We start from the raw sequence: 24192 nt of genomic DNA on the forward strand, positions 1-24192 counted from the left end.
TGAGTCTATTCACGCGTCGAGGCTAAAATAAGCTTTAAAAATAGCGGCTTACGCGGGGTTTAAAGCGCGTAACAGTCAACAATTCGAGGGTGAAAAATACATAACTGACACCCTGGATTCAGCGCGCCACACACAGCGTCTGCGTGCCCGGCTGCAGGTACGGCGTCAGGATCGGCGCCATGCCTTTGAGCACTTGCACCGGCAATGCCGAGGTGAAGGTGAAATGCTCGGCCGAGGCCCCGGGGACGAAGGCGGTCAGCGTGCCGAAGTGATGCTCGCCGATGTAGAACACGAACGTTGCAGTACGGTTGATCGATTTGGAACTGAGGATGCGCCCACCCGCGCCCATGGCTTCGATGCGGTTGTCGCCGGTGCCGGTCTTGCCGCCCATGGCCAGCGGCGCGCCATCGGCCAGTTTGAAACTGCCGGCCACGCGTTTCGCCGTGCCTGCGTCCACCACCTGCGACAGCGCACCGCGCAGCGCCGTGGCGACTTCGCTGGGCATCACGCGCTTGCCACGGTTGGGGTCGTTGATCACGAGCGTTTCATACGGCGTGCCGGCGGCAAAATGCAGGCTGTCGATGCGCAGCACCGGAATGCGCACGCCATCGTTGAGGATGATCCCCATCAGTTCGGCGAGGGCGGCGGGGCGGTCGCCGGAGCTGCCGATGGCGGTCGCCAGCGACGGTACCAGGTGGTCGAACGGGTAGCCGACAGCCTGCCAGCGCTGATGGATTTCCAGGAACGCTTCAATCTCCAGCATGGTGCGGATGCGGCTGTCGCGCGCGCTCTGGTGCCGGCTCTTGAACAGCCAGCTGTAGACTTCCTGGCGTTCGAATTCGCTGGCCTTGACGATCTCGCTGAAGGTCGCTTCGGGGTGGTTGAGCAGATAGCCCAGCAGCCACAGGTCGAGCGGGTGCACCTTGGCGATGTAGCCTTGGTCCGGCAGGTCGTAGGCGCCGGGGCCGTAGCTTTGGTAGAGCTTTTCGAGGCGCTCGTCCGTGAGCTTTTCGGGGGGCTTGGGGGTCTTCAGGTGCGAGCGCACAAAACGGTTGAAGCTCTCCTGGCTGGCCTGCGGCAGCAGGTAGCGGTGCACGGCAGCCAGGCGAATCGCGGTGGGGTGCAGGCCGTCCATGAAAGTGTCGAGGCGTGTCTGAGTGTCTTTGTTGCGGTACTTTTTCCAGAACTTGAGCAGGAACGCAGTGCCTTCGTGGTCGGCGAACTTGGCCAGGTATTCCTGACGGCGCGGATCGTTGTCATCTTTGAGCAAGCGCGCGCTGTTGTCTTCGCCGGAGTAGGTGGTGTAGCGCACCAGGTCGCGCATCAGGCGAATGAACGGCAGGTTGATCGACTCGCGCAGCGCATCGCGCAGGGTCGGGCTGCGGCCATTGTCTTCATTGCGAAAATTGTGGAAGTGATGCAAGCCGCCGCCGGTGAAAAACGCTTCGCCGGGGCTGGCCGAATAAGTGCGGTTGAGGCCCGCGTCGAGCATCTTCGACAGGTCGCGGTCGGGGTTCTGGATCAGGTAGTCCAGCGCCCAGCGTGACAGTGGGTCTTGTTCGGGGACCTCGACTTTTTTCAACTCGGCGGGTGTTTGCGCGCGGTAGCGTTCATGCAACTCGGTGATGATTTGCAGGTAGGTGGTCAGCACCCGAAGCTTGGCGGTGGAGCCCAGTTCCAGCTTGCTGCCTTCGTTGATATCGAAAGGTTGGTCGGTGTTGTCGGTTTGCACCCGTACCCGTGCGCCATCCGGCGTCAGTTCGAACAGGGTAAAGCTGTAACGCACTTGCGGCGTGCTTTGCGGGGTGAGCAAGCGCGGGCCGAGCAGGCCCATTTGCCCTGCGAAGGCGGGGTCGGCCAGGTGCTTGAGATACTCGGTGGCCTGGGTTTGCAGGTCGTATTGCAGCGTGCTCGTGGCTGACAGGTCGAGGCGATCGAGGTCATACAGCGGGCGATTGAGCAGGCTGGCAAGGCGACTGCGCGCAACGTTGATCGCCTTGTTGGTTTCCACCGGCTGGAGCGTCGGTTGTTGCTGCCAGTCGCGGTAAGTGACATGGCTGGCGAGGGCGGCCTTGGCCAGCGCCGGATCGATCACGTTGTTCTGTGCCAGCAGGCGGATATGGCTGTCGGTCAATTGCGCCAGCTCATCGCGGCCCTTGGTCAGGTAATGCGAAGGGCGGCGCTGGGCGATCATCAGCGACAGCACTTCGCGCAGCGCCAGGCCTTTTGCTGGAAGGTCCTTGGGCGCGTTGCCGCTCAACAGCGCATTGCTTTGGTTGAAGTCGGCGCCGTACCACACGCGTAAACCTTCGGCCATGCCGTGCACTTCACCATGGCCCGGCACCGCCGACAGCGGCACGCTGTTGAGGTAGTCGCGCACGATGTTCTGCCGGCTGTCCAGGGTCTGCGGTCCCGGTTGGTAGGCGCGGACGCTGGCAGACATCATCTGGCGGATTTTTTCGCCACCGGACAGCGTCAGCCCGTCGGGCGAATGGCGATACTTTTCAAGCTGGGTGGCCAGGGTGCTGCCGCCAGCGGTTTGCCCTGGCAGATGCAGCAGTTTGGCCACCTGCGACCAGGCGGCCTTGGCAAAGCGCGGCCAATCTACCGCCGGGTTGGCCATTGGACGCTTGGGGTCCAGCAGGTCGCGGTCTTCAATAAACAACAGGCTGTGCACCACCAGCGGTGGAATGGCGGCAAAGCTTGCATAGAGTTGCTGTGGGTAACTGAAAGCGTACAGCGGCGCCGCGCGGCAGTCGGTGATGGTCAGGCCGGCCTGGACTTTCTCGGCGTAGGGCACGAACAGGCCGTGCTCGGCGTAGCTCATCAGCGCCGGGGAAAACCGCGACTGTGCCTGGATCACGTAATTGCGTTTGAGCAGGCGTGGCAAAAACTCATTCAGCGCGCTGTAGCCCAGGCGCCGGTCAAAAGGACCCTCGCCGGGATACACCATCGCATCACTCGCGCCAGGCTCCACCCGGTAGCTCAGTGACGCGGCAAAAGGGCTCAGGTGTTCAGCCTGCAGGCGCGAGGTGCGTATTTCCCGGCTGGCGGCCCACCCCAGGGCCACCAACGCGAGCACCAGCACCAGCCCGATCAGCCGCCACCACAAGCGTCGAGAGCGGGGGCTTTGTGGCAATGGCGGTGGATCCGCACTGTCGGTCTGGACCACAGCGGGTTTCGAATCGGTCTGCCATAAAGCGCCCATAGTCGATTGATCCATTCACGCAGATTGATCGGACTTGGTTCAAGCTTAGTCGCTGGTGATGCGCCGTGAAGATTTTGTGTGCGGGCTTGCTAGCTCCATGAAAGTTTCAGGCCGCGGTTCCAGTCCGCCAGCCAGCTGGAGCTTTCGATTCGCTCCCACTGGCCCTTGTAGTAAACCGACATGTGCTGGCCGGACCAGTCACGCACCCGTTCGTTAAACGCGTTCGGGTACTGATTGGCCGGGCAGGCAATCCGGGCCCAGGGGTCGCAGATCCACAGACCTTGCCAGTCGTCCTCCTTGAAGTCCTGGGTCTCGACCAGGCTTGACGGCGTTTTGCCGACCACCACAAAGGCATGGGTAGGCGGACGCGAGCCCCATATCTGCGAGACGCCACCGTTGGTGCGGATCAGTTCATGGGCGACATGGGCCATCTGGTCGCAATTGCCGGCGCCGGTCTTGAGGATGATCTCGGTGTAGTCGGGCTGCCCGACCAGGGAGTATTGCCACAGCACCACGGGGGCTGCGATCCGCAACCGCGCCAGGTCGTCAACGGCATCGGTAACGAGGTTGGCGGCGCCGACTCCGGTTCTTTCGACCAACGCCAGCGTGCTGGCGTGGGCTTTCTGCGCGAGGTACTCGTTGATCTGCGCGGCGCTGGGGCCGCCGGCTACTAGCGGGCGTGGCGGCCATATATCCAGCTGCAAGGGTTTGGCGGCGACATGCACATCCAGACGCTGTCCCTGGCTGGACGCGTTCAACAATAATTCCCGTTGTTTGAGGGGGGTCAGGGTACTGGCGGTATGGCGCAACCTTGCCAAGGTGCCGTCAGAAAAACCGCGGGCCGCCAGTTGCCGGTACAGCACCTCCAGCGTCGGCAGCGCCACCAGTGGTTGCGTGGGCATGAGTTCGGCGATGTCCAGGTAATCGCGCTTGTAATCGCAGAAGGCGTGGATCAGCCGCGCGTGCTCGCCGCCCTGGCTGAAGTCCAGGTAATCGAAGACCAGTTCTGGCGGGTTGGCGGTCTGGATCACTTCATAGAACACACCGGTGTCGGCCTCGACAACCCAGCGTGGGCCGGGGATCGGTCCAGGTCGGGAGAGTTCGAACACCATGGCCCGCAGGATGCGCGTGTCATCAATGCCTTCGGCGATGCCTTGCAGTTCCACCACCCGGGTTTCATGGCCCAGCAGGTTGTCCAGTTGGTCGTCGGGCAGCCCGAATTGCGGTTCATCGACAAGCGTGCCCAGCGTGCGGCGGCGATAGATCAACGGCGGTGCCGCGACCTGGGTCAGCTCAAAGGCGACGTCGTCACGGCTGACTTCGTAAACGGTGTGGTGATACGCCAGTCGCTGTTTTGCACCGCCCTGGCCGGGCGCGGGAATGATCCGGATATGTTCCAGCGCTTGCACGCGGCGTTGATGAATGGAGTTGGCAAACGCAGACAGCCGTTTGGTGAAGCAGATGAAGGGGGGCGCATTGCGTTTTCTTCGGGTGGGCGTGCAGCGGGTGTCGAAATGGTGCTCTACGCGAAAATGGGCGGGCGATGCCAGGTCGTCCAAGTGGGTCGGGGCACTGTGTTCAAGGCGCATGACCTTGCCGTCAACCAGTAAATCCGTGGCGGTGGCGCGGGGAATCAGCAATGGCGGAGTGTCAAACAGGCGCTCGGTGACGCGCGCCTGGTAACCGTTGACGCAGTGCACCGGTGTCACGCTCAGGGCGCTGTCCAGACGAAAGCTCGCCAGCGGTGGCCCATAGGGCCTCGCGCTGAAAGGGTCGAAGGCGTACCACTGCTTTTCGCGCATCACCGCGACAATGCGCGAAAAGTCGCTCCCGCCCAGCACGGCACCGATGCCGATGTCGGCCCTGGACAGCCAGCGCACGTACTCGCGCAACGACGTGTTGGCGGTCCAGCGTTGGGTTTGCTCGATGGCTTGCCTCAGGGTGTGCCACGCGTCGTTGCCCAGCCTGACCAGGCCGTTGCGGGCCACTCTGGCAAGTCGGGGAATGTGGTCGAGGGGGTTGAGGGTTGCATGCAGCAGGTGCGTACTCGCTTTGCCCAGTTGCAGCAGTTTTATTGGCAGCGGGGCAGTGCTTTTCAATACCGCCAGGCCGGCCGACGAGTAGGCACGGGCGGGCATCAGCAGGCTGAACAGGTCGAGCAGGCACTGGTAGCTGCCATAGGTCATGCGGTGTGGATCGCCCGAAGCGATGTCCTGGCCGCACGACCACAACGGCACGAGGATTTTGAGACGCTGCGTCAACGCTTCGTGGTGGCGTTCAAACTCATCTTCGGCGGACGCGCCATGCGCCTGTTGTCGTGCGGCTTCGACGTCGAGAAAAAAATGCCGCTCGACAATGGCCTGGGTGATGCTGCGCAGGACCGCCGAACCGAACCGCGGGGCGCCGCTTTCATCGGGTGTGGGGCCCTGCTGCCACAGCTGCTCGACGACCACGGTGGAGAACACGTTCGGCCGCGGTGCGCTGCCGGTTTCGTAGGCTTGCCAGTCGATGGCCAGTTGATTGCCGGTGTGCAAGCGGCTGACGGGTTGAACCGAGCCTGGTCGGCCGGTGGTGACCGACAGGGGCTTGCCGCCCAGGTCAAACACCAGGGCGGGCCCGCTGCGTTTATGCAGGCGGTTGAGCAGTGGGAACAACTCGTAATCATGGGTAGCGTGGGGCAGGGTGCAGCGCAGCAGGATGCCGAAGCGCCCGACGCGGGCACTTTTTTCCTCGCGGGTTTCCAGGGCTTCTGGCTTGGTGGCCGCCTTGCTCAGCACCAGCAGTTGCAGCTCGCCGATGGGCAGCCGGGCACGCTCGGCCAGCGGTAATTGTGCCAACAGGTCCTGGATGGTGGTGGCGTACGCCTGTTTAAGGCGATCAATGTGGGCGTCGAAGGCGGCCTCGAACAGCGTATTCACATGCCCCAGACGGCTGAACGCGCTGCGCATCAGGTTCAGGTTCAGGTGTGGGTGAACCGATGCCCAGTGGCGCGAAAAAGGCTGCAGCCAGCCCTGGCTGTGCAAGTCCACCAGGGAGTGCTCGCTGAGGTAAGGCACATTGTGCCAACGGGGTGGGCCGTTGGACGCCAGGCCGAGGTTCAGTTGCAGGCGCGACCCCAACGCCCAGCGCAGGTCGGGCGTATTGATGCGAGGGTGGCCCGGGAAGACTTTTCGCAGGTCATCGAGCGCCACCGACCGGCGCGTCGGAAGGTCGCTGGCGAACGTCATGAACGCGCTTTTCAGTGCCTCCAGGCGCGCTTGCAGTCGGGCTTTCGCCGCGTCGATCTCGCTGATCGGGTAGCGGCCGTCGGCCTGTTGCGTCAGCTCACCCTGGGCGACAGCCCAATCGAGCAGGCCTTGGGTTGCGGTGTATTCGCGCCATTGTTGCTGCTCGGGCGAGGTGTCCTCCCGTGACGCCAGGGCGATGACATCGTTGTAGCTCAGGTGCTGCGGTGAGCCGGGCGCGACCCTGTGCGCCATCGCCACGCCTTGGCTGAACACCAGCCAGTGGGTGGAGGTCATGAAGCGCAACGTGGCCGGCAGTTCTCGCACCAAAAACTCCGGCGCTGCCCCCGCGAGCAGCAGGTGGGCGGCCAGCGGCGTGGCCTCAGCCGAGACGGCGCCGCTGCGTATCAGGTGCAGTTCCAGGTCTTCACGCAGGGCCGCATGGGAGCGGCCCCATTGGCTGCTTTCGGCGAGGTCGAACCCCGCGACGACGTAACGCTGTTCATCCTGCAGCGGGTCGAGTTCGATCATCAGCGCGGCCAGCACCAGGTTTTCAAGGCTGGCACTGTTGGTGTGTTCGTGCGGGTGTTGACCGTACCCGCCCAGTGCCTCCAGCAACCGTCGGCCCAGTTGCCGGGCAGGAGGGCGCCTGAGCATGAGCTTGAGCAACCGGTCGGCCTGGGTGCGAATCGCGCTTCGCGACAGCTCGGCCAACAAGGCCCCACCAGATATTCCAACAGCCTGCTGCTCGTGCGCGGCAGCCAGGCGTTGACCGCATTTCGCACGGTCTCACGCTGGTCAGGCGTTAAGGGCAAGCCCTGTCGATAGTCAGCGTGTTCAGTGCTGCGCGGCAGGGTCATTTCGAGGATTTGCAGCGTACCGAGGGCGTCGCCGGCGGTACGTGGAACGGCAAGACCGTGCCCTTGCAGAAGCTGGGCGAGGCTGCGCGCTTCGGTGCGCGGCGCAGGTGCGAGCGCCGGATGCAAATGGGCGTCGCCGGCCGAGGCCTGCAGCAACGGCGCGTGCGTGGCAATCACGGCGTCAGCGGCTTTGCCCTCGAGCAGCGTGCGCAAAGCCGCCGCGGCATGGTCGCGGTCATGGTCCAGGCGCTGCCAGTGCCGTTGCTGCATCAGCGCAATATCGGCACCGGCGAAGTCGCAAACAGGCAGCGCGTGCAGAGGCTGCGACGCGCGCAGGCGCAGGCTCAGCGCCCTGGCCGCGTCTGGCGTGGCGGGTACCGCCAGGTCATGGCACTGCAGCAACTGCGCCACGCTGAACTGGCCGCTCTGGTGAATAGAGGTGCCGAGCTGTTGCGCCACACTGACCAGTTGTTCGAGACGGCCTGCCAGTGGCAGCGGCAATAGCCATTCGATGCCGAGTGCTACCTGTGCGCCATTGGCGCGCTGGCCGGTGAGCTGGCGGGTATCGGGATCGAATGTGTAATGGCCGGGCTGCAGGCCGTGAACCGGCTCCAGCGCCAGGAAGTCCTGATGACGGGTGATGTAATCCAACAGCGCTGCGCCGGTTTGTTGGGCGTTGGCTGCAAAAGAGCCGGAGTCGAGGGTCAGCCTCTGGCGGTGAGCGGTTTTCGGGTTGAAACACGCGTTGCTCGCAGCAGCCTCCAGGCTGTCGGCCAGCTGCAGCAGGTCTTGGTTCAGCCGCTCGAAATCATCTGCCAGCGTTGGGCTGGCGCTGGCGAAAGGGTTGAGTTGATCGAGGGCCTGGATGACGATCATTCGCTGCCCCCGGGTCTGCGGCTGAGGGTAACCGTAAAACCGCAGCACCTGGCTGGCGGGCAATTGCAGCGTGTTCTCGCCCACAGTCATCGGCCCGTACGGCAGGCCGGTGGCCGCGGGGTCCAGTATGTCGGCGATGGTCAACAGGGGAAGGGCCAGGGCGCGCCCTGGCGCGTCGTCCCACAGGGTCCAGGTGTGTCGCGTCCGGTCTGTCAGGGTGCCATTGGCCAGGGTCAGGCTGGCGAGGTCGATGTTCCGTTGCCGGGCCCAGGCGATGAAGCGCGGGCGGTTAATGGCCTGGCGCCAGAGTTGCAGCCAGCAACCTGGCGACGAATGGGGCGGTATCAGCAGCGGCTCGGCGCTGGTGGAATTCAAATGATTGATCAGGATAGTGACCATGTGCTGGTCACCCTCCTGGCGTCGGGTGCCGCCCTGCTCGAGGCGCTCGGTAGGCGTGTCCATTGATTTTCCCTGTGCATGGATGCAATTGCATCATCCTGAGGGAGTGCCGTTGGCGGGGGGATCATGACGTTTCCGATTTGCCTGTGGCCGAGCTCGAAGCCTTGGGCCAGAGCCTTCGTTGACAGCCAGACGGCGTCGGCCCAGGCATGACGCTGCACCATCACTGTGCAATACTCGCGGCCCTCGCGATGACCTGATAAATGCGTAAAGGCAGGTAATGCTTCCTTGTAAAAGACGTATTTACCCAGATTTATCGCTGAATTTAGTCATTTTTAGAGTGAAAGACCCTAGTGTCGGCTTTTTATACTGCACCCCCGCCGATCCCGCAGGCTGTGCGCTGCCGGACGCGCCTGTCCACGAAACAGGCCTGGTTGAAGTTCGCCCCCGGCTTACCGGCCTGGCGTGCGCAACGCTCGGTGGTTCATATCCAATAACAAGACGAGGTTGTACCCCTATGCCAGTTGGCAATCAGCTGCCCCATGGCGAGACCGCTCAGGGCGGCCCGCTGAAACGTGAACTGGGCGAACGGCATATTCGCCTGATGGCCCTCGGCGCCTGTATCGGTGTCGGCCTGTTCCTGGGTTCCGCCAAGGCCATCGAAATGGCCGGCCCGGCGATCATGCTCTCCTACATTATTGGCGGCCTGGCGATCCTGGTGATCATGCGCGCGCTCGGCGAAATGGCGGTGCATAACCCCGTCGCCGGTTCGTTCAGCCGTTATGCCCAGGACTACCTCGGCCCGTTGGCGGGTTTTCTGACCGGCTGGAACTACTGGTTCCTGTGGCTGGTGACCTGCGTGGCAGAAATCACCGCCGTTGCCGTCTACATGGGCGTCTGGTTTCCCGATGTGCCGCGCTGGATCTGGGCGCTGGCGGCGCTGGTGAGCATGGGCACGATCAACCTGATTGCGGTCAAGGCATTCGGTGAGTTCGAGTTCTGGTTCGCGCTGATCAAGATCGTCACGATCATTGCCATGGTGATCGGCGGCGTCGGCATCATCGCGTTCGGCTTCGGCAACGACGGTGTGGCGCTGGGGATTTCTAACCTGTGGGCCCACGGCGGCTTTATGCCCAATGGTGTGACCGGTGTGTTGATGTCCCTGCAAATGGTGATGTTCGCGTACCTGGGCGTCGAGATGATCGGCCTTACCGCCGGTGAAGCGAAGAACCCGCAGAAGACTATCCCGAGCGCCATCGGCTCGGTGTTCTGGCGCATCCTGCTGTTCTACGTGGGGGCGTTGTTCGTGATTCTGTCGATCTACCCATGGAATGAAATCGGCACCCAGGGCAGCCCGTTCGTGATGACCTTCGAGCGACTGGGCATCAAGACCGCCGCCGGCATCATCAACTTTGTGGTGATCACGGCTGCGTTGTCCTCCTGCAACGGCGGCATTTTCAGCACCGGCCGTATGCTCTACAGCCTGGCGCAGAACGGTCAGGCCCCGGCCGCATTCGGCACCACCTCAAGCAACGGCGTACCGCGCAAGGCGTTGCTGCTGTCGATTTTCGTGCTGCTGCTGGGCGTGTTGCTCAACTACATGGTCCCCGAGAAAGTCTTCGTCTGGGTGACGTCCATCGCCACCTTTGGCGCGATCTGGACCTGGCTGATGATCCTGCTGGCTCAGCTTAAATTCCGCAAAAGCCTGAGCCCGGCCGAGGCAGCCGGCCTCAAGTACCGCATGTGGCTGTACCCGGTCAGTTCGTACCTGGCGCTGGCGTTCCTGGTGCTGGTGGTTGGGCTGATGGCGTACTTCCCGGACACGCGCGTGGCGCTGTATGTCGGCCCGGTGTTCCTGGTGCTGCTGACCGTGCTGTTCTACGTGTTCAAGTTGCAGCCCATCAATGCTGCGGCGCGTGCTCAAGCCTGACGTTCAGGCGCACAACAAAAAGCCCCGGGATCGGGGCTTTTTGTTGTTCAGGCGGTGGCCACGCGCGGCGATTGGCTCAGGCGTTGGTTGAATTCCAGCCAGGCCCCCAGCGCGGCCATCAGGGCGGCGCCAACCAGTGCGGTGACGATTTGCAGGGTGAAGGCATCGCCAGCCAGGGCGTTGAGCATATCCGCCAGCGGCGCCAGTAAGACGCCCAGGCAAAATACTTCCAACGAATAACGCCCCATCCGGCAGGTCTGTTGGGCCAGCCAATTTTGTGTCCAGGCACGCCCGGGCAACAGTTTGGCGGTGACGTAGGCCAGCGCCAGGAAGTGCAGCAGTCGCACCGGTGACAGGTCGGTCTTGCTGATCGGGTAGAGCAGTTCGCTCAAGGCCGCTGGCATCAACGCGTCGTGCACCTCAGGCCAACGCCAGGCGAGGGTGAGCACACCCGCCGCCAGTGCGTAGACCGCCGCCGTGACGAACAACGGCTGGCGCAGCAGTGGCCGATTAGCCTGTGCGCGGGGTTGTTGCCCGTGAATGGCCGCCGCGCCACCCAGGATAAACAGAAACTGCCAGGTGACCGGGTTGAAATACCACACGCCGTCAGCGATGGCGGCCAGGTTCCAGCCCAGGTGCGGCGCCAGCAGGTACACCGCCATCGACACCGCGACCACCAGCCAGGTCTTGCGCAGCAGCAGCGGCAGAACCAGCGGCAAGCCCGCCAGCAGCACGATATACAGGGGCAACGGGTCCATCAGGTTCGGCTTGAAGCGCAACAGCAATTCATCCACCAGCGCTTGCTGCGGGTGGGTGACGAAATGCGTCAGGCCCATCTCTTCGACCAGGTCGCGGGTTTCCACATGGCTGTTGGCGAAAAACACGATGCCCATCAGCATTGCCAGCAGGAAGATGTGCACCACGTACAATACCCAGGTGCGCCGCAGGATCTTCAAGCAGGCCATCCAGTAGCCTTCGCGCTGCAGGACCTTGCCGTAGGCCAGCACCGAGGCGTAGCCGGCAAGGAACACGAAGACTTCAGCCGCGTCGCTGAAACCGATATTGCGCAGTGTGATCTGGCCGAGGGGGTTGTGGGGGACGTGATCCCAGAAAATGAAGATCAACGCCAGGCCCCGAAAAAAATCGATGCGCGGGTCGCGTCCGTTCAGCATGGCAGCGGGCTCTTGAACAAATAGTTTAGTAATGACAGGTGCACGGCGGCGTTGTCTCACGCCGCACGTCGGGCGGGCGCAGGTTGGCGGTATTTGTAAGCAATTGCAAAGGCTGGGTATTACTGAATGTCTCTAGACATCAATGATCACCAAGGTGCCTTGGCTACCGGCAAGGACGGCGTGGGCGATACCGGCTTCGACGAGGTACATCTGGCCGGCTTGCACGCGGATTTCCTCGTCGCCGATGCTCAGGCGCAACTGGCCGCTGATCACCAGCAGGCCTTCGTTGTAAGCGTGGGTTTCTTCCTCGTAGGCCTGCTCATCCATGCGCAACACCTTGATCCTCGCCGGGCCTACCTGGCCCAGGCGCGTGGATTTCCAGCTGTCGGGCAGTTGCCCGGCGAGGGCGGCGAAGTCGAGTAACGGCATGTGAATCTCCTGGTTTCAACGATGCCGTCGGTGGTCCGGTTCAGCAGCAATAAGGAATTTAGAACGCATCCATCAACACGAACCGGCAGGGCTTGGCCTGATGTGCATTGATCTGCGGCACCAGCCGGGTGAAGTGTTCGGTCTGGCAGTGAGCATCCAGCGCGGCCTGATCGGGCCATAGCTCGATGAACACGAAGTGCCCGGGGTCTTTCTGATCGACAAACAGCTCGTAGGCAATACACAGCGGTTCCAGGCGGGTTTTTTCCACCAGTTCGGCATACCACGGGCGCACGGTTTCCACGTGTTCGGGCTTGATGAAATCTTCAGCGATGACTTTGAGCATGGCCGGTCTCCTCACGCAGCTTCGACGTCATGCGGCTCAAAACTGTCCGCGCGTGCCATCTGCCACATGCGCGAATAGAACTGGCCATTTACTTCACCAGTGAGCAATTCACCGGGCTTGAGGAACACATGCAGTTGCGAGAACAGTTTGATTTCAGTCGCCGACATGCGTCGCACCAAGTGCTTGGCCGACAGCTGCGAGGGATGATCCAGACCGGCTGCGGCGAGCATTTCTGCCAGGGCCTTGAGGGTGTTGCGGTGGAAGTTGAACACGCGCTGGGCTTTGTCCGTGACCACCAGCGCACGTTGGCGCAGCGGGTCCTGGGTGGCGACGCCGGTCGGGCACTTGTTGGTGTGGCAGCTCTGCGACTGGATGCAGCCGATGGCAAACATGAAGCCGCGCGCGGCGTTGGCCCAGTCGGCGCCAATGGCCAAAACGCTGGCGATATCGAACGCGCTGACGATCTTGCCGCTGGCGCCGAGCTTGATCTTGTCGCGCAGGTTCAGGCCCACCAGCGTGTTGTGCACAAACAGCAGACCTTCACGCAGCGGCACGCCGATGTGGTCGGTGAACTCCACCGGCGCGGCGCCGGTGCCGCCTTCCTTGCCGTCCACTACGATAAAGTCCGGGAGGATGCCGGTTTCGAGCATGGCCTTGGCAATGCCCATGAACTCCCACGGGTGGCCCAGGCAAAACTTGAAGCCCACCGGTTTGCCGCCGGACAGTTCGCGCAGTTGGGCGATGAACTGCATCATTTCAATCGGCGTGGAAAACGCGCTGTGGCGCGACGGCGAGATGCAGTCTTCGCCCATCATGATGCCGCGCGTCTCGGCAATTTCCTGGGTGACCTTGTGCTTGGGCAGGATCCCGCCATGGCCGGGTTTTGCGCCCTGGCTCATCTTGATTTCGATCATGCGCACTTGCGGGTTCTGCGCCTGCGCGGCGAAGCGTTCCGGGTCGAAGCGGCCGTCGCTGGTGCGGCAGCCGAAATAGCCGCTGCCCAGTTCCCAGGTCAGGTCGCCGCCGTTTTCGCGGTGGTACGGGCTGATGCTGCCTTCGCCGGTGTCGTGGGCAAAGTTGCCGAGCTTGGCGCCCTGGTTCAACGCGCGAATGGCGTTGGCGCTCAACGAGCCGAAACTCATGGCCGAGATATTGAACACCGACGCCGAGTACGGCTGCTTGCACTGCGGGCCGCCGACCATCACGCGAAACGCGCTCGGGTCACTCAACGGCGCTGGGCGCATGGAGTGGCTGATGAATTCGAAGCCGGATTGATACACGTCGATCAGGGTGCCGAAGGGTTTGTCGGCGGTTTCGTTCTTGGCGCGCGAATAAACCAGTGAGCGTTGCGCGCGTGAAAAGGGCAGCGCATCGCTGTCGGATTCAAGCAGGTACTGGCGGATTTCCGGGCGGATGGCCTCCACCAGGTAACGGATATTGCCCAGTATCGGGTAGTTGCGGCGCACCGCGTGGGGGCTTTGCAGCAGGTCGAGCAGACCGATCAGGCTGAGCACGCCGGTGACCACGGTGATCGGCCACAGCCATTCATGTTCGATAAAGGGGAGGCTGGCGAGGGTGAAAATGACGCACACGGCAAAGAAGGCGTAACGGCTTAGTAACGACAGGCTCATACGGTTTTCCTTGGGTTCACTCATCGGCTAGGCGTTTTGCGCCTGTAGAAAGATCGAGAACAGCTCCGACTGGGATTTGATCCCTAGCTTGCTGTACATGTGTTTCTTATGGACTTTCACGGTTTCAACAGAGATTTCCAGCTTACGAGCGATTTCCTTGCTGGAGCAACCGCTGAGCATCAAGCGGCCCACATCCAGCTCGCGGGCGGTGAGTTGCGCGCCCCAGTCATCCGTTTGCACCGGCGGCTGCGGGGCGCTGACCTGATTGAGTTCATAGGGCAGGCGCTGGCGCAGCAAACTCAAGACCCAGGGCTGGATCAGCGACAGCAGGGCGATCTGCTGCGGGTCAAACCGCTGTTTGGAGCCCAGGGACAGGCACAGGGTACGCCCATCCGGCAGGTGGCAATTAAATTGGATTTCATCGGCCACCACGTTCAGGCGGAAGTAGCGCTGGTAGTACTCGGTGAGTTCAAAGTGCTCCGGCGCGACTTCGGCCAGGCGAAACAGCCCGGTGCGTGAGTGTTCGCGGCTGGCGATGTAGAAGGGGTCGAGCAGGTACAGGCCGTTGAGGTAGTCCTGGAACAACTGGTCCGGCGTGCCGTCGGCGCCCGGGCATTCGGCGAATACCAGCGGGCGGTGCGCGTTGCTGAACAGCAATACCACCCAGCTGTCGAACGGCACGTAGTTGTCCAGCAAGCGCACGAGCTGGGTCCAGAAGTTGGCCTGGTCGAGGGCGTCTATCATTTGCCCCACCGAACGGTGCCAGGCGATGTCTTGCAGCGAGACTGTCATTCGTCTACCCCCATAGGGTTACCCCGGCGGCGTGATTTCCCCGACGGTTGCGGCTGCGCATACTGCGCCACAGATAAAACAACAGGACTTCCCATGAAGGTCGAATTTGCCCAGTTGGCAGGTCGTGATAACGGCACAGCTTACAACCTTGAGCGCGCCTTGGCGGCAATTGCTGCCTGCGCCGCCGACACGCAACTGATCGTATTTCCGGAAACCCACCTGATGGGCTTCCCGTCAGCCGAGACCGTCGCCGACATCGCCGAGCCGGTGGATGGCCCGACCGTGCAGGCCGTTATCGAGGCGGCTCGCGCAGGCAATATCGCCGTGGTGATCGGCATGGCCGAGAGCGACGCCGGCCAATTCTATAACACCACGTTGCTGATCACCCCCGAGGGCATTGCCCTGCGGTATCGCAAGACTCACTTGTGGGCCTCGGATCGCGGCGTGTTCACGCCCGGTGATCGCTATGCCACTTGCTTGTGGAACGGCGTGCGCGTCGGCCTGTTGATCTGCTACGACATCGAGTTCCCGGAAACCGCCCGCGCCAACGCGCAACTGGGCGCCGAACTGCTGATTGTTACCAACGGCAACATGGACCCTTACGGCCCCACGCACCGCACCGCGATCATGGCGCGCGCCCAGGAAAACCAGGCGTTTGCGCTGATGGTCAATCGCGTGGAAGAGGGCGATGGCGGCCTGTTGTTCGCTGGCGGCAGTGCCCTGGTCGACCCGATTGGCACGCTGTTGTTCGAAGCCGGGCGCGAGGAAGGGCAATTTACCGTCGAGCTGGATCTTGACCAACTGGTGGCGGCTCGCAAGGACTACCGCTACCTCGACGACCAGCGCTTGAAATTGCCGGGTGAGGTGATCGAGCGCACGGACGGGACGCGTGAACTGCTGATTCCACACAATTAAGGCTGACCCTTTGTGGCGAGCGGGCTTGCCCCGCGTTGGGGCGCGAAGCGGCCCTAAAACCTGCAACCGCGGTTTGCCTGGAGAAATGCAGTGAATGTAATGGGGCCGCTGCGCAGCCCAACGCGGGGCAAGCCCGCTCGCCACATCAAGCCCGCTCGCCACAGTAAACACGCTTGATCATAAGAAAAATGACATCTGCTTCACCGACTTCAGTTCTGCCATAAATCTAATAAATCAGCGGAGAATCGCTCATGGCTCGTTTGCAACGCACCCTGTCGTTAGGGTCGGTGGTGCTGTTTGGCATCGCCTATATGACGCCGATCATTGTGCTCGGCACCTTCGGCATCCTCGCGCAATCCACGGGCGGCATGGTGCCGGCCGCTTACCTGGCCGCCCTGGTGGCGATGTTCTTTACCGCCATGAGTTACGGGCGCATGGCGTCGGCCTTTCCGGTGGCCGGTTCCGCCTACAGCTATGTGCGCAAGGCCATCAGCCCGAAACTGGGCTTTATCGCCGGTTGGGCGGTGTTGCTCGACTACCTGTTCTTGCCCATGGCCATCTGGTTGATCGGGGCGGCATACCTGCATTCGGCATTCCCTGCGGTGCCGCAATGGATCTGGGTGCTGGCGTTTATCGGCGTCACTACGGCGATCAATATCATCGGTCTGAAACTGGCCAATGGCATCAATGCGCTGCTGATGTTGGTGCAGTTCCTGGTGCTGATCGCGTTTGTCGCGCTGTGCATCCATTACATCGGGGGCGACGCGAGCAAGCCGCTGTGGACTGTCGCGCCGTTCTTCAACGGCCAGATGCACATGCCGCTGATCATGAGCGGGGCGGCGATTGCCTGCTATTCGTTCCTGGGCTTTGACGCGGTCAGCACGCTGACCGAAGAAACCCGCGACCCACGGCGTACCATTCCGCGGGCGATCATGCTGATCACCTTGATCGGCGGGTTGATCTTTGTTGGCGTGTCGTATTTCGTGCAGATCGCGCATCCGTCGTTCGAGTTTGCCGATGTGGATTCGGCGGCCTATGAAATTGCGCGCAATGTCGGCGGTGACCTGTTTGTGTCGATCTTCCTGATCGGCTTGATCGTCGGCCAGTTCGCCTCGGGGCTGTCGGCCCAGGCCAGCGGTTCGCGCTTGTTGTTCGCGATGGGGCGCGACGGCGTGTTGCCCAAGTCGTTCTTTGGCACCTTGCATGCGCGCTTCGGCACGCCGGTCAACAGCATCCTGTTGTGTGGGGTTGTGGCGTTACTGGCATTGAAGCTGGATGTGACCACCTCCACCTCGTTCATCAACTTTGGGGCGTTCCTGGCGTTCAGCCTGGTGAACCTGTCGGTGATCTTTCACTACTGGATCGGCGCGAAAGCGCGTGGCGTGCGTGAGTTGATGCTGTTCCTGCTGTTCCCGGCCATCGGCCTCGCGGCGGACTTGTGGCTGATGATCAGCCTCGATCATCTGGCGATTTACCTGGGCGTGGTGTGGTTGGCGATCGGCCTGGTTTACCTGGGTTTCCTGACGCGCGGCTTCTCGCAACAGCCGCCGGAAATGGACTTCCAGGAAGCTGCATAGAAGCGACAGGTCTATTCTTATTGCAATCGGTTCTCGTTTGGGTGCATGATTTTGTGTTACTGTGTAACACATTAATTGCACTCAAACGCCCCGGAGGCACTATGAAAACTGGTATCCATCCCGACTACCGCACCGTGCTGTTCCACGACACCGCCGCCGACGTGTTCTTCCTGATCGGCTCCACGGCCGACAGTGAGCGCACCCACACACACAGCGATGGCAACACGTACCCTTACATCCCGCTGGACGTCTCCAGCGCCTCGCACCCGATCTACACCGGCCAGCAGCGCAAGACTCAGGCCGAAGGCCGGATTGCCGGGTTCAACAAGCGCTTTGCTTCGTTTGGCACCAGCCCGAAAAACGCCGAGGCGTGAGGGATTCACGTTTCACCTCAAAGGCCGCTCCAGCATTGGGAGCGGCTTTTTTTATGCATTGATATCGCAAGGCCATCACCTTGTAAAAACCAACTAAACTACCTGGTAATCGCCAGGAGGCATTGTCCCAGACCGTAAGGAACGCAGATCGACGATCCGAGGTGTCCCATGGGAGAGTCAGTGACCTTTATCGATGCCAACCGTCCAGTGCTGCTGTTGATCGACGCCCACCCGGATGTTTTGCACAGCCTCAAGCGATTGCTCAGCCTGGAGCCCTTCGAACTGCACAGCGCCACCTGCGCCGCTGATGCCCTGGGCATTCTCGCCACTCAACCCATTGACCTGGTGATGAGCGCCGCGCGTCTGCCGGACATGGATGGTGCCTCGTTGCTGGCGCACATCCACCAACACCACCCGCACACGGTGCGCATCCTGCTGACCGGCGAGACCGACCTGACGCTGATCGTCAAAGCCATTAACGAAGGCCAGATCTATCGTTACCTGAGCAAACCCTGGAACGATGAAGAGCTGCTGCTGGCCCTGCGTCAATCCTTGGCCCATCAGCATTCGGAGCGCGAACGTGGGCGCCTGGAGCTGCTGATCCAGGCGCAGAACGATGAACTCAAGCAGCTCAACGCCACCCTCGAAAAACGTGTTGCCTCTCGCACCAGTGAATTGCAGCAAACCGCCGATATGCTCGACCTGGCCTACGAAGAGCTCAAACACAGCTACGCCACGGGCACCGAGGTGTTCTCGTTGCTGGCCAACCTGCGCTTACCGCGGGCCAAGCAAACCAACCGGCAAATCATCGAATTGGTGCGCACCTGGTGTGTGGCCCATGGCGTAGATGAGGCCAGTAACCGCGACCTGACCATGGCTGCCGCGCTCTACAACATCGGCAAGTTGAGCTGGAGCGACAGCATGATGGCCTCGCCTTCAGACCTGTTGCACAGCAGCGACCGTGAGCGTTATCGCGCTTACGCCACCCAGAGCGAATCGTTGCTGATGACCCTGGAACCGATGAAAGACGCAGCGCGGCTTATCCGCCATCATCAGGAACGCTGGGACGGCAGCGGTTTTCCCGATCACCTCAAGGGTGACGCGATTCCCGCAGGTTCGCGCTTGTTGAAACTGGCGGTGGACTTTATCGAGCTGCAAAAAGGCCTGATCCTTGAACGCCAGATGAACAGCGACGAAGCGCTGCTCTACATCCGCAAATACGCCGGTCGCCTTTACGACCCTGACATGGTCGAAGATTTTGTTTCAGTTTGCGCCACGTACCTCAATGACGTGACCCTGGGCGACCCCAGCGTCAGGGTGCTGGGCACCCGCGAGCTGGAGGAGGGCATGGTGCTCGCGCGCAACCTCAACGCCGATAACGGCATGCTGTTGCTCAACGCCGGCAAGGTGCTGAACCTGCCGCTGGTGGACAAGTTGATTGCCTTTGAGACGATGGAAGGCGCCAGGTACAGCGTGTTTATCAAAGCAGGGCATGAAGGATTGCTTTGCGAATAACGCGCTTTCTGTGATCCTTGCACCTTTGCATTCAAGGCGGTTTTTACATGACATCGACTATCCGCATCGCCGCAGCGCTGTTGATTGGCAGCGACGGCCAAACCCTGCTGGTGCGCAAGCGCGGCACCCAGGCGTTCATGCAACCGGGCGGCAAGATTGACGCCGGCGAACAACCGGCCCAAGCCCTGGCCCGTGAGCTGTTTGAGGAACTCAACCTGCGCATCGAGCCAAGCCAAGCGGTCTACCTTGGTCACTTCTCGGCCCCTGCCGCCAATGAGCCTGGGTTCACCGTGAACGCCGAGCTGTTCCAGGTGCACATCGACGTGGCGGTGACGCCCGCGGCCGAAATCGAAGAAGTGCGCTGGATCGACCCAGCCGGTGACGGCGGTTTGCAACTGGCGCCGTTGACGCGCGACGTGATCCTGCCGTTTTACCGCGCATCGCTGACCTGCGACGCATGATGGTACGCACGCTTGGCGCCAACGACGCCGAGGCTTATCGGGCGTTGATGCTTGAGGCGTATGGCGCTTATCCGCAGGCGTTCACCTCCAGCGTGGCGGAGCGCGCGCTGATGCCCTTGAGCTGGTGGGAAAAGCGCGTCGACAGCCCGCTGGATCGGCTGCTCGGGGCTTTTGAGGGGGACGCATTGGTCGGCATTGTCGGCCTGGCGTTCGAGCCCCGTGAAAAAGCGCGGCACAAGGTGACCTTGTTCGGCATGTACGTGAACCAGGCTTATCAGCAGAAGGGCGTGGGCCGCCAACTGGTAGAAGCGGCGCTCAGCGAGGCGCGCCGCCACTCACGCCTCAAGTTGATTCAGCTGACCGTCACCGCCGGCAACGACGCCGCGTTCGCGTTGTACCAGCGCTGCGGCTTCATCCAGTACGGCCTGGAGCCACTGGCGGTGCGCGTGGGCGAGGATTATTTCGACAAGATCCACATGTGGCGTGAACTGAACGACGGATGATGGCCAATGTGGGAGCGGGCTTGCCCGCGAAGGCGGCGGACCCGTTAAAGATAAGTTGACTGACACACCGCTTTCGCGAGCAAGCCCGCTCCCACATTTTTAATCTGTGTCGGCTAGCGCACTGCGCTGACGCCATCGAGGGTGGAAAACGACGTGTCCTTGGCCGTCAGCAAAAAGTCGCGCATGTACGGCGCGTCCAGCATGTCTGCACGAATCCCCGCATACAACGTCGCAAACAAACCTTTCTCGCCCAACCGCTTGGCCTTCACGTAACCACGCGAGCTGTACTCATGCAGCGCCCAATGCGGCATGCCGCACACACCACGGCCGCTGGCCACCAGCTGCATCATCATGACGGTGAGTTCCGAGGTGCGCACCTGGGCCGGTTCCACGTCGGCCGGCTCTAAAAAGCGCGTGAAAATGTCCAGCCGATCACGTTCCACCGGGTAGGTGATCAGGGTCTCGGTGAGCAAATCTTCGGGCACGATGTACGATTTGTTCGCCAGTGCGTGCTGGTTGGCCACGGCCAGCATGGCTTCGTAAGTGAACAGCGGCACGTAGGTGATGCCCGGCAATTCCAGCGGGTCGGAAGTCACCACCAGGTCCAGGTCGCCCCGCGCCAGCGCCGGCAGTGGCGCGAAGGCGAAGCCGGACGCCAGGTCCAGCTCGACTTCTGGCCAGGCATCGCGGAACTGGTCGATGGTCGGCATCAGCCACTGGAAGCAGCTGTGGCACTCGATGGCCATGTGCAAACGCCCGGCGGTGCCGCCGGCGAGCCGCGCAATATCGCGCTCGGCGCCGCGCAACAAGGGCAGGGTGGCGTCGGCCAGTTGCAGCAGGCGCAGGCCGGCGCTGGTAAAGCGCAGTGGCTTGGTCTTGCGCACGAACAGCTGCATGCCCAGGCGCTCTTCCAGCTCCTTGAACTGATGGGACAGCGCCGACTGCGTCAGGTGCAGGCGCTCGGCGGCTTCGACCAGGCTGTCGGCTTCGCGCAAGGCGTGCAGGGTCTTGAGGTGACGGATTTCGAGCACGGGCTCTCCATGAAGACGATTTGTGAAAAACAGCAATGGCGTGAGTTTGTCTCATGTTGCAAGGCGTGTCGATCATGACCGCTGGGCGCCGTTCATCAAACTGTCACGCAACTGTGGCAGCGCGCTTGAACAAACTTCATCAGACTCGCGCTCTACTGGGGTTCTGTGTTTCGGTGTTTTTCATGCGCGTGTTGTGTTTACTGGCCGCTTTATTGTTCGGCCTGCCGTCTTTTGCGGCTTCTCGATGTGACGTCAATGTCCCGACGCAAACGGTCGACCTGGCTCAGGTGAGCATCGCCTACCAGAGCATCGGCCGTGCGTCCGACCCTGCATTGCTGCTGGTGATGGGCCTGGGCGGGCAGTTGATCCACTGGCCGGACGAAGTCGTCGTGGCGCTGTGCGAACAAGGGTTTCGGGTGATTCGCTACGACAACCGTGACGTCGGTTTGTCCACGTGGCGCCAGGCGCCGGCCAGTGCCAACCTGACCTTCGAAGTGCTGCGCTACAAACTCGGCCTGCCGGTGGCGGCGCCCTACACGCTGACCGACATGGCCGACGACGCCCTGGGCTTGATGGACGCGTTGCAGATCCGCCAATTCCACGTGCTGGGTGCGAGCATGGGCGGCATGATCGCCCAGCACCTGGCGGCCATGGCGCCGCAACGGGTCGAGAGCCTGACGCTGATCATGACCAGCTCCGGCGCCGAAGGCCTGCCGGCGCCGAGTGCGGCGTTGGTGCAGTTGCTGTCGCGGCGCAGCGCGCCCAACCGGGAAGTGGCGCTGGAGCAACAGGCCGACTTGCTGGCGGCGTTGGGCAGCCCGTTGGTGAAGGACGATCGCCAGGTGTTGCTGCATCAGGCCGCGCTGTCCTACGACCGCGCCTTCAACCCGGACGGGGTCAAGCGCCAGATCATGGCGATCCTCGCCGAGCCCAGTCGTGTGCCGCTGCTCAATCAATTGCGTGTGCCAACGCTGGTGGTGCATGGCACTGCCGACCCGTTGCTGCCGGTGATGCACGGTGTGCATTTGGCCGCGCATATCCAGGGCAGCCAATTGAAATTGATTCCCGGCCTGGCGCATCGTTTTCAGGAGGCGTTCAAGGCGCCGTTGCTGGCGGCGGTGTTGCCGTACCTGCAAGCCCATCGCGAAGATGCCGCGCACTGGGCGCAGATTGATGTGGGGCAGCCTTCGAAGGTGTTGTGAAGTTGGTGTATCGTGCAACGTTTACGGCGCATCAATGCCAGCGAGGTTGCCCACCATGAGTACTCCCCTGAAAATCGATTTCGTCAGCGACGTGTCTTGCCCCTGGTGCATTATCGGCCTGCGCGGGCTGACTGAGGCGTTGGACCAGCTGGGCGCCGAGGTGCAGGCCGAGATTCATTTTCAGCCGTTTGAGCTGAACCCGAATATGCCGGCTATCGGGCAGAACATCGTTGAGCACATCACTGAAAAATACGGCTCCACCGCAGAGGAATCGCAGGCTAACCGTGCGCGTATTCGTGACTTGGGTGCGGCGTTGGGCTTTGCGTTTCGCACTGACGGGCAAAGTCGTATCTACAACACGTTTGATGCGCATCGCTTGCTGCATTGGGCCGGGTTGGAAGGGTTGCAGTACAACCTGAAGGAAGCGCTGTTCAAGGCTTATTTCAGCGATGGGCAAGACCCGTCCGACCCTGCGACCTTGGCGATTATTGCTGAAAGTGTTGGGTTGGATGTCACCCGTGCTGCGCAGATTCTGGCCTCCGACGAGTACGCCGCAGAGGTGCGCGAGCAAGAGCAGCTGTGGATTTCCCGAGGGGTGACTTCGGTGCCAACGATCGTGTTCAACGATCAGTATGCGGTCAGTGGGGGGCAGCCGGCTGAGGCCTTTGTTGGGGCGATTCGTCAGATCATCAGTGAGGCCAAGGGCTGATGAGTCTTCGCGGCCTTGGGTACCATCCTGAGTGATTGAAGCAAAAGCAGATCTGCTTTTCTGTAGGAGCTGGCTCGCCTGCGATAGCATCAACTCGGTGTGCCTGATGTACCGAGGTGCCTGCATCGCAGGCAAGCCAGCTCCCACATTTGACCGAGTACACCTGATGCACTGAGCTTCAAATGTGAGAGCTGGCTTGCTCGCGAAGGCGGTGGGCCGGCCGCCAGCCACCCACATCCAGCCCATCACTCAAACTTGTAACTGATCGCCGTCTGCACCTGCCCCTGGTTCACATCACCCGTCTGCTTGACGATGGTGCTGTTGGCCGCCGACCCCACCAGGTGCGTCCAACTGGCGCTGGTCAACAATGACCAGTGCATGTCCAGCGGGAATTCAAAACTCTGGGTCAACGTCAGGTTCTGGAAACCCGCACTGGCGTTATAGGCCCGAATGCCCGAAGCCGCAGACTCCTTGTCGTCAACGCCAAAAAAGGTCTGCGTCTGGCGCGCATCGGCAAAGTGCGCCATCAGGCCGGTGCTGCCGATGATGCCGCCACCCAACGGGTAACCCAGCTCGCCGCCGAGTTTGCCCAGCACGCCACTCTGATCACGCCCGCCGCCCACGGCCTGGCCGACTTGCGCGTACACGCGCCAGAACTCGGCCGGGGCGTATTGGATGAAGCCGCCGACTTCCGCCATGTCCGACACATCGCGCAAGCCGCGCAGCGAACCATTGGCCGTGCGGCCCGGCAGGTAATTGATGTAAGGGCCAGCAGTAATGCCGTTGGTGTTCAGCGCGCTCCAGGTCAGGCCGTCGTCGGTGCCCAGGCTGACACTGCCCCAGTCCAGATCGAAGTAGGGAATCGGCCGGGTTTCGTAGCGGCTGCCGGTAGGGTCGTGCGGTTGATAGCTGACACCCGCGCCCACTTCGCCGGTAATGCCGTCGGCCAATACCGTGCTGGAAAAACCCCACAGCCCGAGCAAACCGGCGAATACAGCAGAAGTAACCTTGAACATGGAGCCATTTCCTTATCTGAACATG

General features: G+C 61.9%; 18 protein-coding genes. 9 read left to right on the forward strand and 9 right to left on the reverse strand.

All coding sequences use genetic code 11. The features are described 5' to 3' along the window. Positions 1 to 118 precede the first annotated feature (118 nt). Entirely contained in the window at positions 119 to 3208 is a 3090-nt protein-coding gene (locus ACP7B3_RS19715; protein WP_426180336.1) for a transglycosylase domain-containing protein, read from the reverse strand. Positions 3209 to 3297: 89 nt separating this feature from the next. Continuing rightward, positions 3298 to 7089: a hypothetical protein gene (locus tag ACP7B3_RS19720; protein WP_426180338.1), complete on the reverse strand. Its 3792-nt coding sequence runs from the start codon at positions 7087 to 7089 to the stop codon at positions 3298 to 3300. Between the two features lie 1995 nt (positions 7090 to 9084). Here ACP7B3_RS19720 and ACP7B3_RS19725 point away from each other — a divergent pair. After that, a complete protein-coding gene (locus ACP7B3_RS19725; RefSeq protein WP_145161475.1) occupies positions 9085 to 10497 on the forward strand; it encodes an amino acid permease in 1413 nt (470 codons plus the stop codon). Positions 10498 to 10544: 47 nt separating this feature from the next. Here ACP7B3_RS19725 and ACP7B3_RS19730 read toward each other — a convergent pair whose 3' ends face one another. The 5 genes from ACP7B3_RS19730 to ACP7B3_RS19750 all read right to left on the reverse strand — a co-directional run bounded on the left by ACP7B3_RS19730 (position 10545) and on the right by ACP7B3_RS19750 (position 14864). Continuing rightward, positions 10545 to 11669, reverse strand: coding sequence for an OpgC family protein (locus ACP7B3_RS19730; protein ID WP_426180340.1), 1125 nt, complete (start codon positions 11667 to 11669; stop codon positions 10545 to 10547). A gap of 132 nt (positions 11670 to 11801) precedes the next feature. Continuing rightward, positions 11802 to 12098 (reverse strand): cupin domain-containing protein, encoded by a 297-nt coding sequence (locus tag ACP7B3_RS19735; RefSeq protein ID WP_242194452.1) that lies wholly within the window; start codon positions 12096 to 12098, stop codon positions 11802 to 11804. Between the two features lie 58 nt (positions 12099 to 12156). After that, a complete protein-coding gene (locus ACP7B3_RS19740; protein WP_145161484.1) occupies positions 12157 to 12441 on the reverse strand; it encodes a putative quinol monooxygenase in 285 nt (94 codons plus the stop codon). Between the two features lie 11 nt (positions 12442 to 12452). Beyond that, positions 12453 to 14072, reverse strand: a complete 1620-nt coding sequence (locus ACP7B3_RS19745; RefSeq protein ID WP_426180343.1) for an FMN-binding glutamate synthase family protein — start codon at positions 14070 to 14072, stop codon at positions 12453 to 12455. Positions 14073 to 14099: 27 nt separating this feature from the next. Continuing rightward, positions 14100 to 14864 (reverse strand): helix-turn-helix transcriptional regulator, encoded by a 765-nt coding sequence (locus ACP7B3_RS19750; protein WP_242194448.1) that lies wholly within the window; start codon positions 14862 to 14864, stop codon positions 14100 to 14102. 93 nt (positions 14865 to 14957) lie between these two features. On the opposite strand from ACP7B3_RS19750, the gene ACP7B3_RS19755 reads away from it, so the two are divergent. From ACP7B3_RS19755 to ACP7B3_RS19780, 6 genes are all read left to right on the forward strand, one after another. After that, on the forward strand, positions 14958 to 15779 hold the full coding sequence (locus ACP7B3_RS19755) for a carbon-nitrogen hydrolase family protein (RefSeq protein WP_416364311.1): 822 nt from the start codon (positions 14958 to 14960) through the stop codon (positions 15777 to 15779). A gap of 251 nt (positions 15780 to 16030) precedes the next feature. After that, positions 16031 to 17356 (forward strand): APC family permease, encoded by a 1326-nt coding sequence (locus ACP7B3_RS19760; RefSeq protein WP_262210535.1) that lies wholly within the window; start codon positions 16031 to 16033, stop codon positions 17354 to 17356. 101 nt (positions 17357 to 17457) lie between these two features. Further along, positions 17458 to 17730 carry a type B 50S ribosomal protein L31 gene (locus tag ACP7B3_RS19765; RefSeq protein ID WP_145161497.1) on the forward strand — a complete coding sequence of 91 codons (273 nt, stop codon included), beginning with the start codon at positions 17458 to 17460 and terminating at the stop codon, positions 17728 to 17730. A 168-nt stretch (positions 17731 to 17898) separates the two neighbouring features. After that, entirely contained in the window at positions 17899 to 19245 is a 1347-nt protein-coding gene (locus ACP7B3_RS19770; protein WP_145161500.1) for an HD domain-containing phosphohydrolase, read from the forward strand. Positions 19246 to 19292: 47 nt separating this feature from the next. Beyond that, a complete protein-coding gene (locus ACP7B3_RS19775) occupies positions 19293 to 19706 on the forward strand; it encodes an NUDIX hydrolase (protein ID WP_242194438.1) in 414 nt (137 codons plus the stop codon). Then, entirely contained in the window at positions 19703 to 20209 is a 507-nt protein-coding gene (locus tag ACP7B3_RS19780; RefSeq protein ID WP_426180347.1) for a GNAT family N-acetyltransferase, read from the forward strand. The genes ACP7B3_RS19775 and ACP7B3_RS19780 overlap by 4 nt, the downstream gene beginning before the upstream one ends. 113 nt (positions 20210 to 20322) lie before the next feature. Here ACP7B3_RS19780 and metR read toward each other — a convergent pair whose 3' ends face one another. Further along, positions 20323 to 21240 (reverse strand): transcriptional regulator MetR, encoded by a 918-nt coding sequence (metR, locus tag ACP7B3_RS19785; protein ID WP_057012200.1) that lies wholly within the window; start codon positions 21238 to 21240, stop codon positions 20323 to 20325. A gap of 182 nt (positions 21241 to 21422) precedes the next feature. On the opposite strand from metR, the gene ACP7B3_RS19790 reads away from it, so the two are divergent. Together ACP7B3_RS19790 and ACP7B3_RS19795 are read left to right on the forward strand one after the other, a co-directional pair. After that, complete coding sequence (locus ACP7B3_RS19790; RefSeq protein WP_145161506.1) at positions 21423 to 22442, forward strand: alpha/beta fold hydrolase; 1020 nt, start codon at positions 21423 to 21425, stop codon at positions 22440 to 22442. A gap of 55 nt (positions 22443 to 22497) precedes the next feature. After that, positions 22498 to 23151 carry a DsbA family oxidoreductase gene (locus tag ACP7B3_RS19795; RefSeq protein ID WP_106579421.1) on the forward strand — a complete coding sequence of 218 codons (654 nt, stop codon included), beginning with the start codon at positions 22498 to 22500 and terminating at the stop codon, positions 23149 to 23151. A 245-nt stretch (positions 23152 to 23396) separates the two neighbouring features. On the opposite strand, the gene ACP7B3_RS19800 is transcribed toward ACP7B3_RS19795, so the two are convergent. Beyond that, positions 23397 to 24167 (reverse strand): MipA/OmpV family protein, encoded by a 771-nt coding sequence (locus ACP7B3_RS19800; RefSeq protein WP_242194434.1) that lies wholly within the window; start codon positions 24165 to 24167, stop codon positions 23397 to 23399. Between the last annotated feature and the right edge of the window lie 25 nt (positions 24168 to 24192).

The organism is Pseudomonas sp. TWRC1-2, assembly GCF_049896685.1.
Lineage (GTDB): Bacteria > Pseudomonadota > Gammaproteobacteria > Pseudomonadales > Pseudomonadaceae > Aquipseudomonas.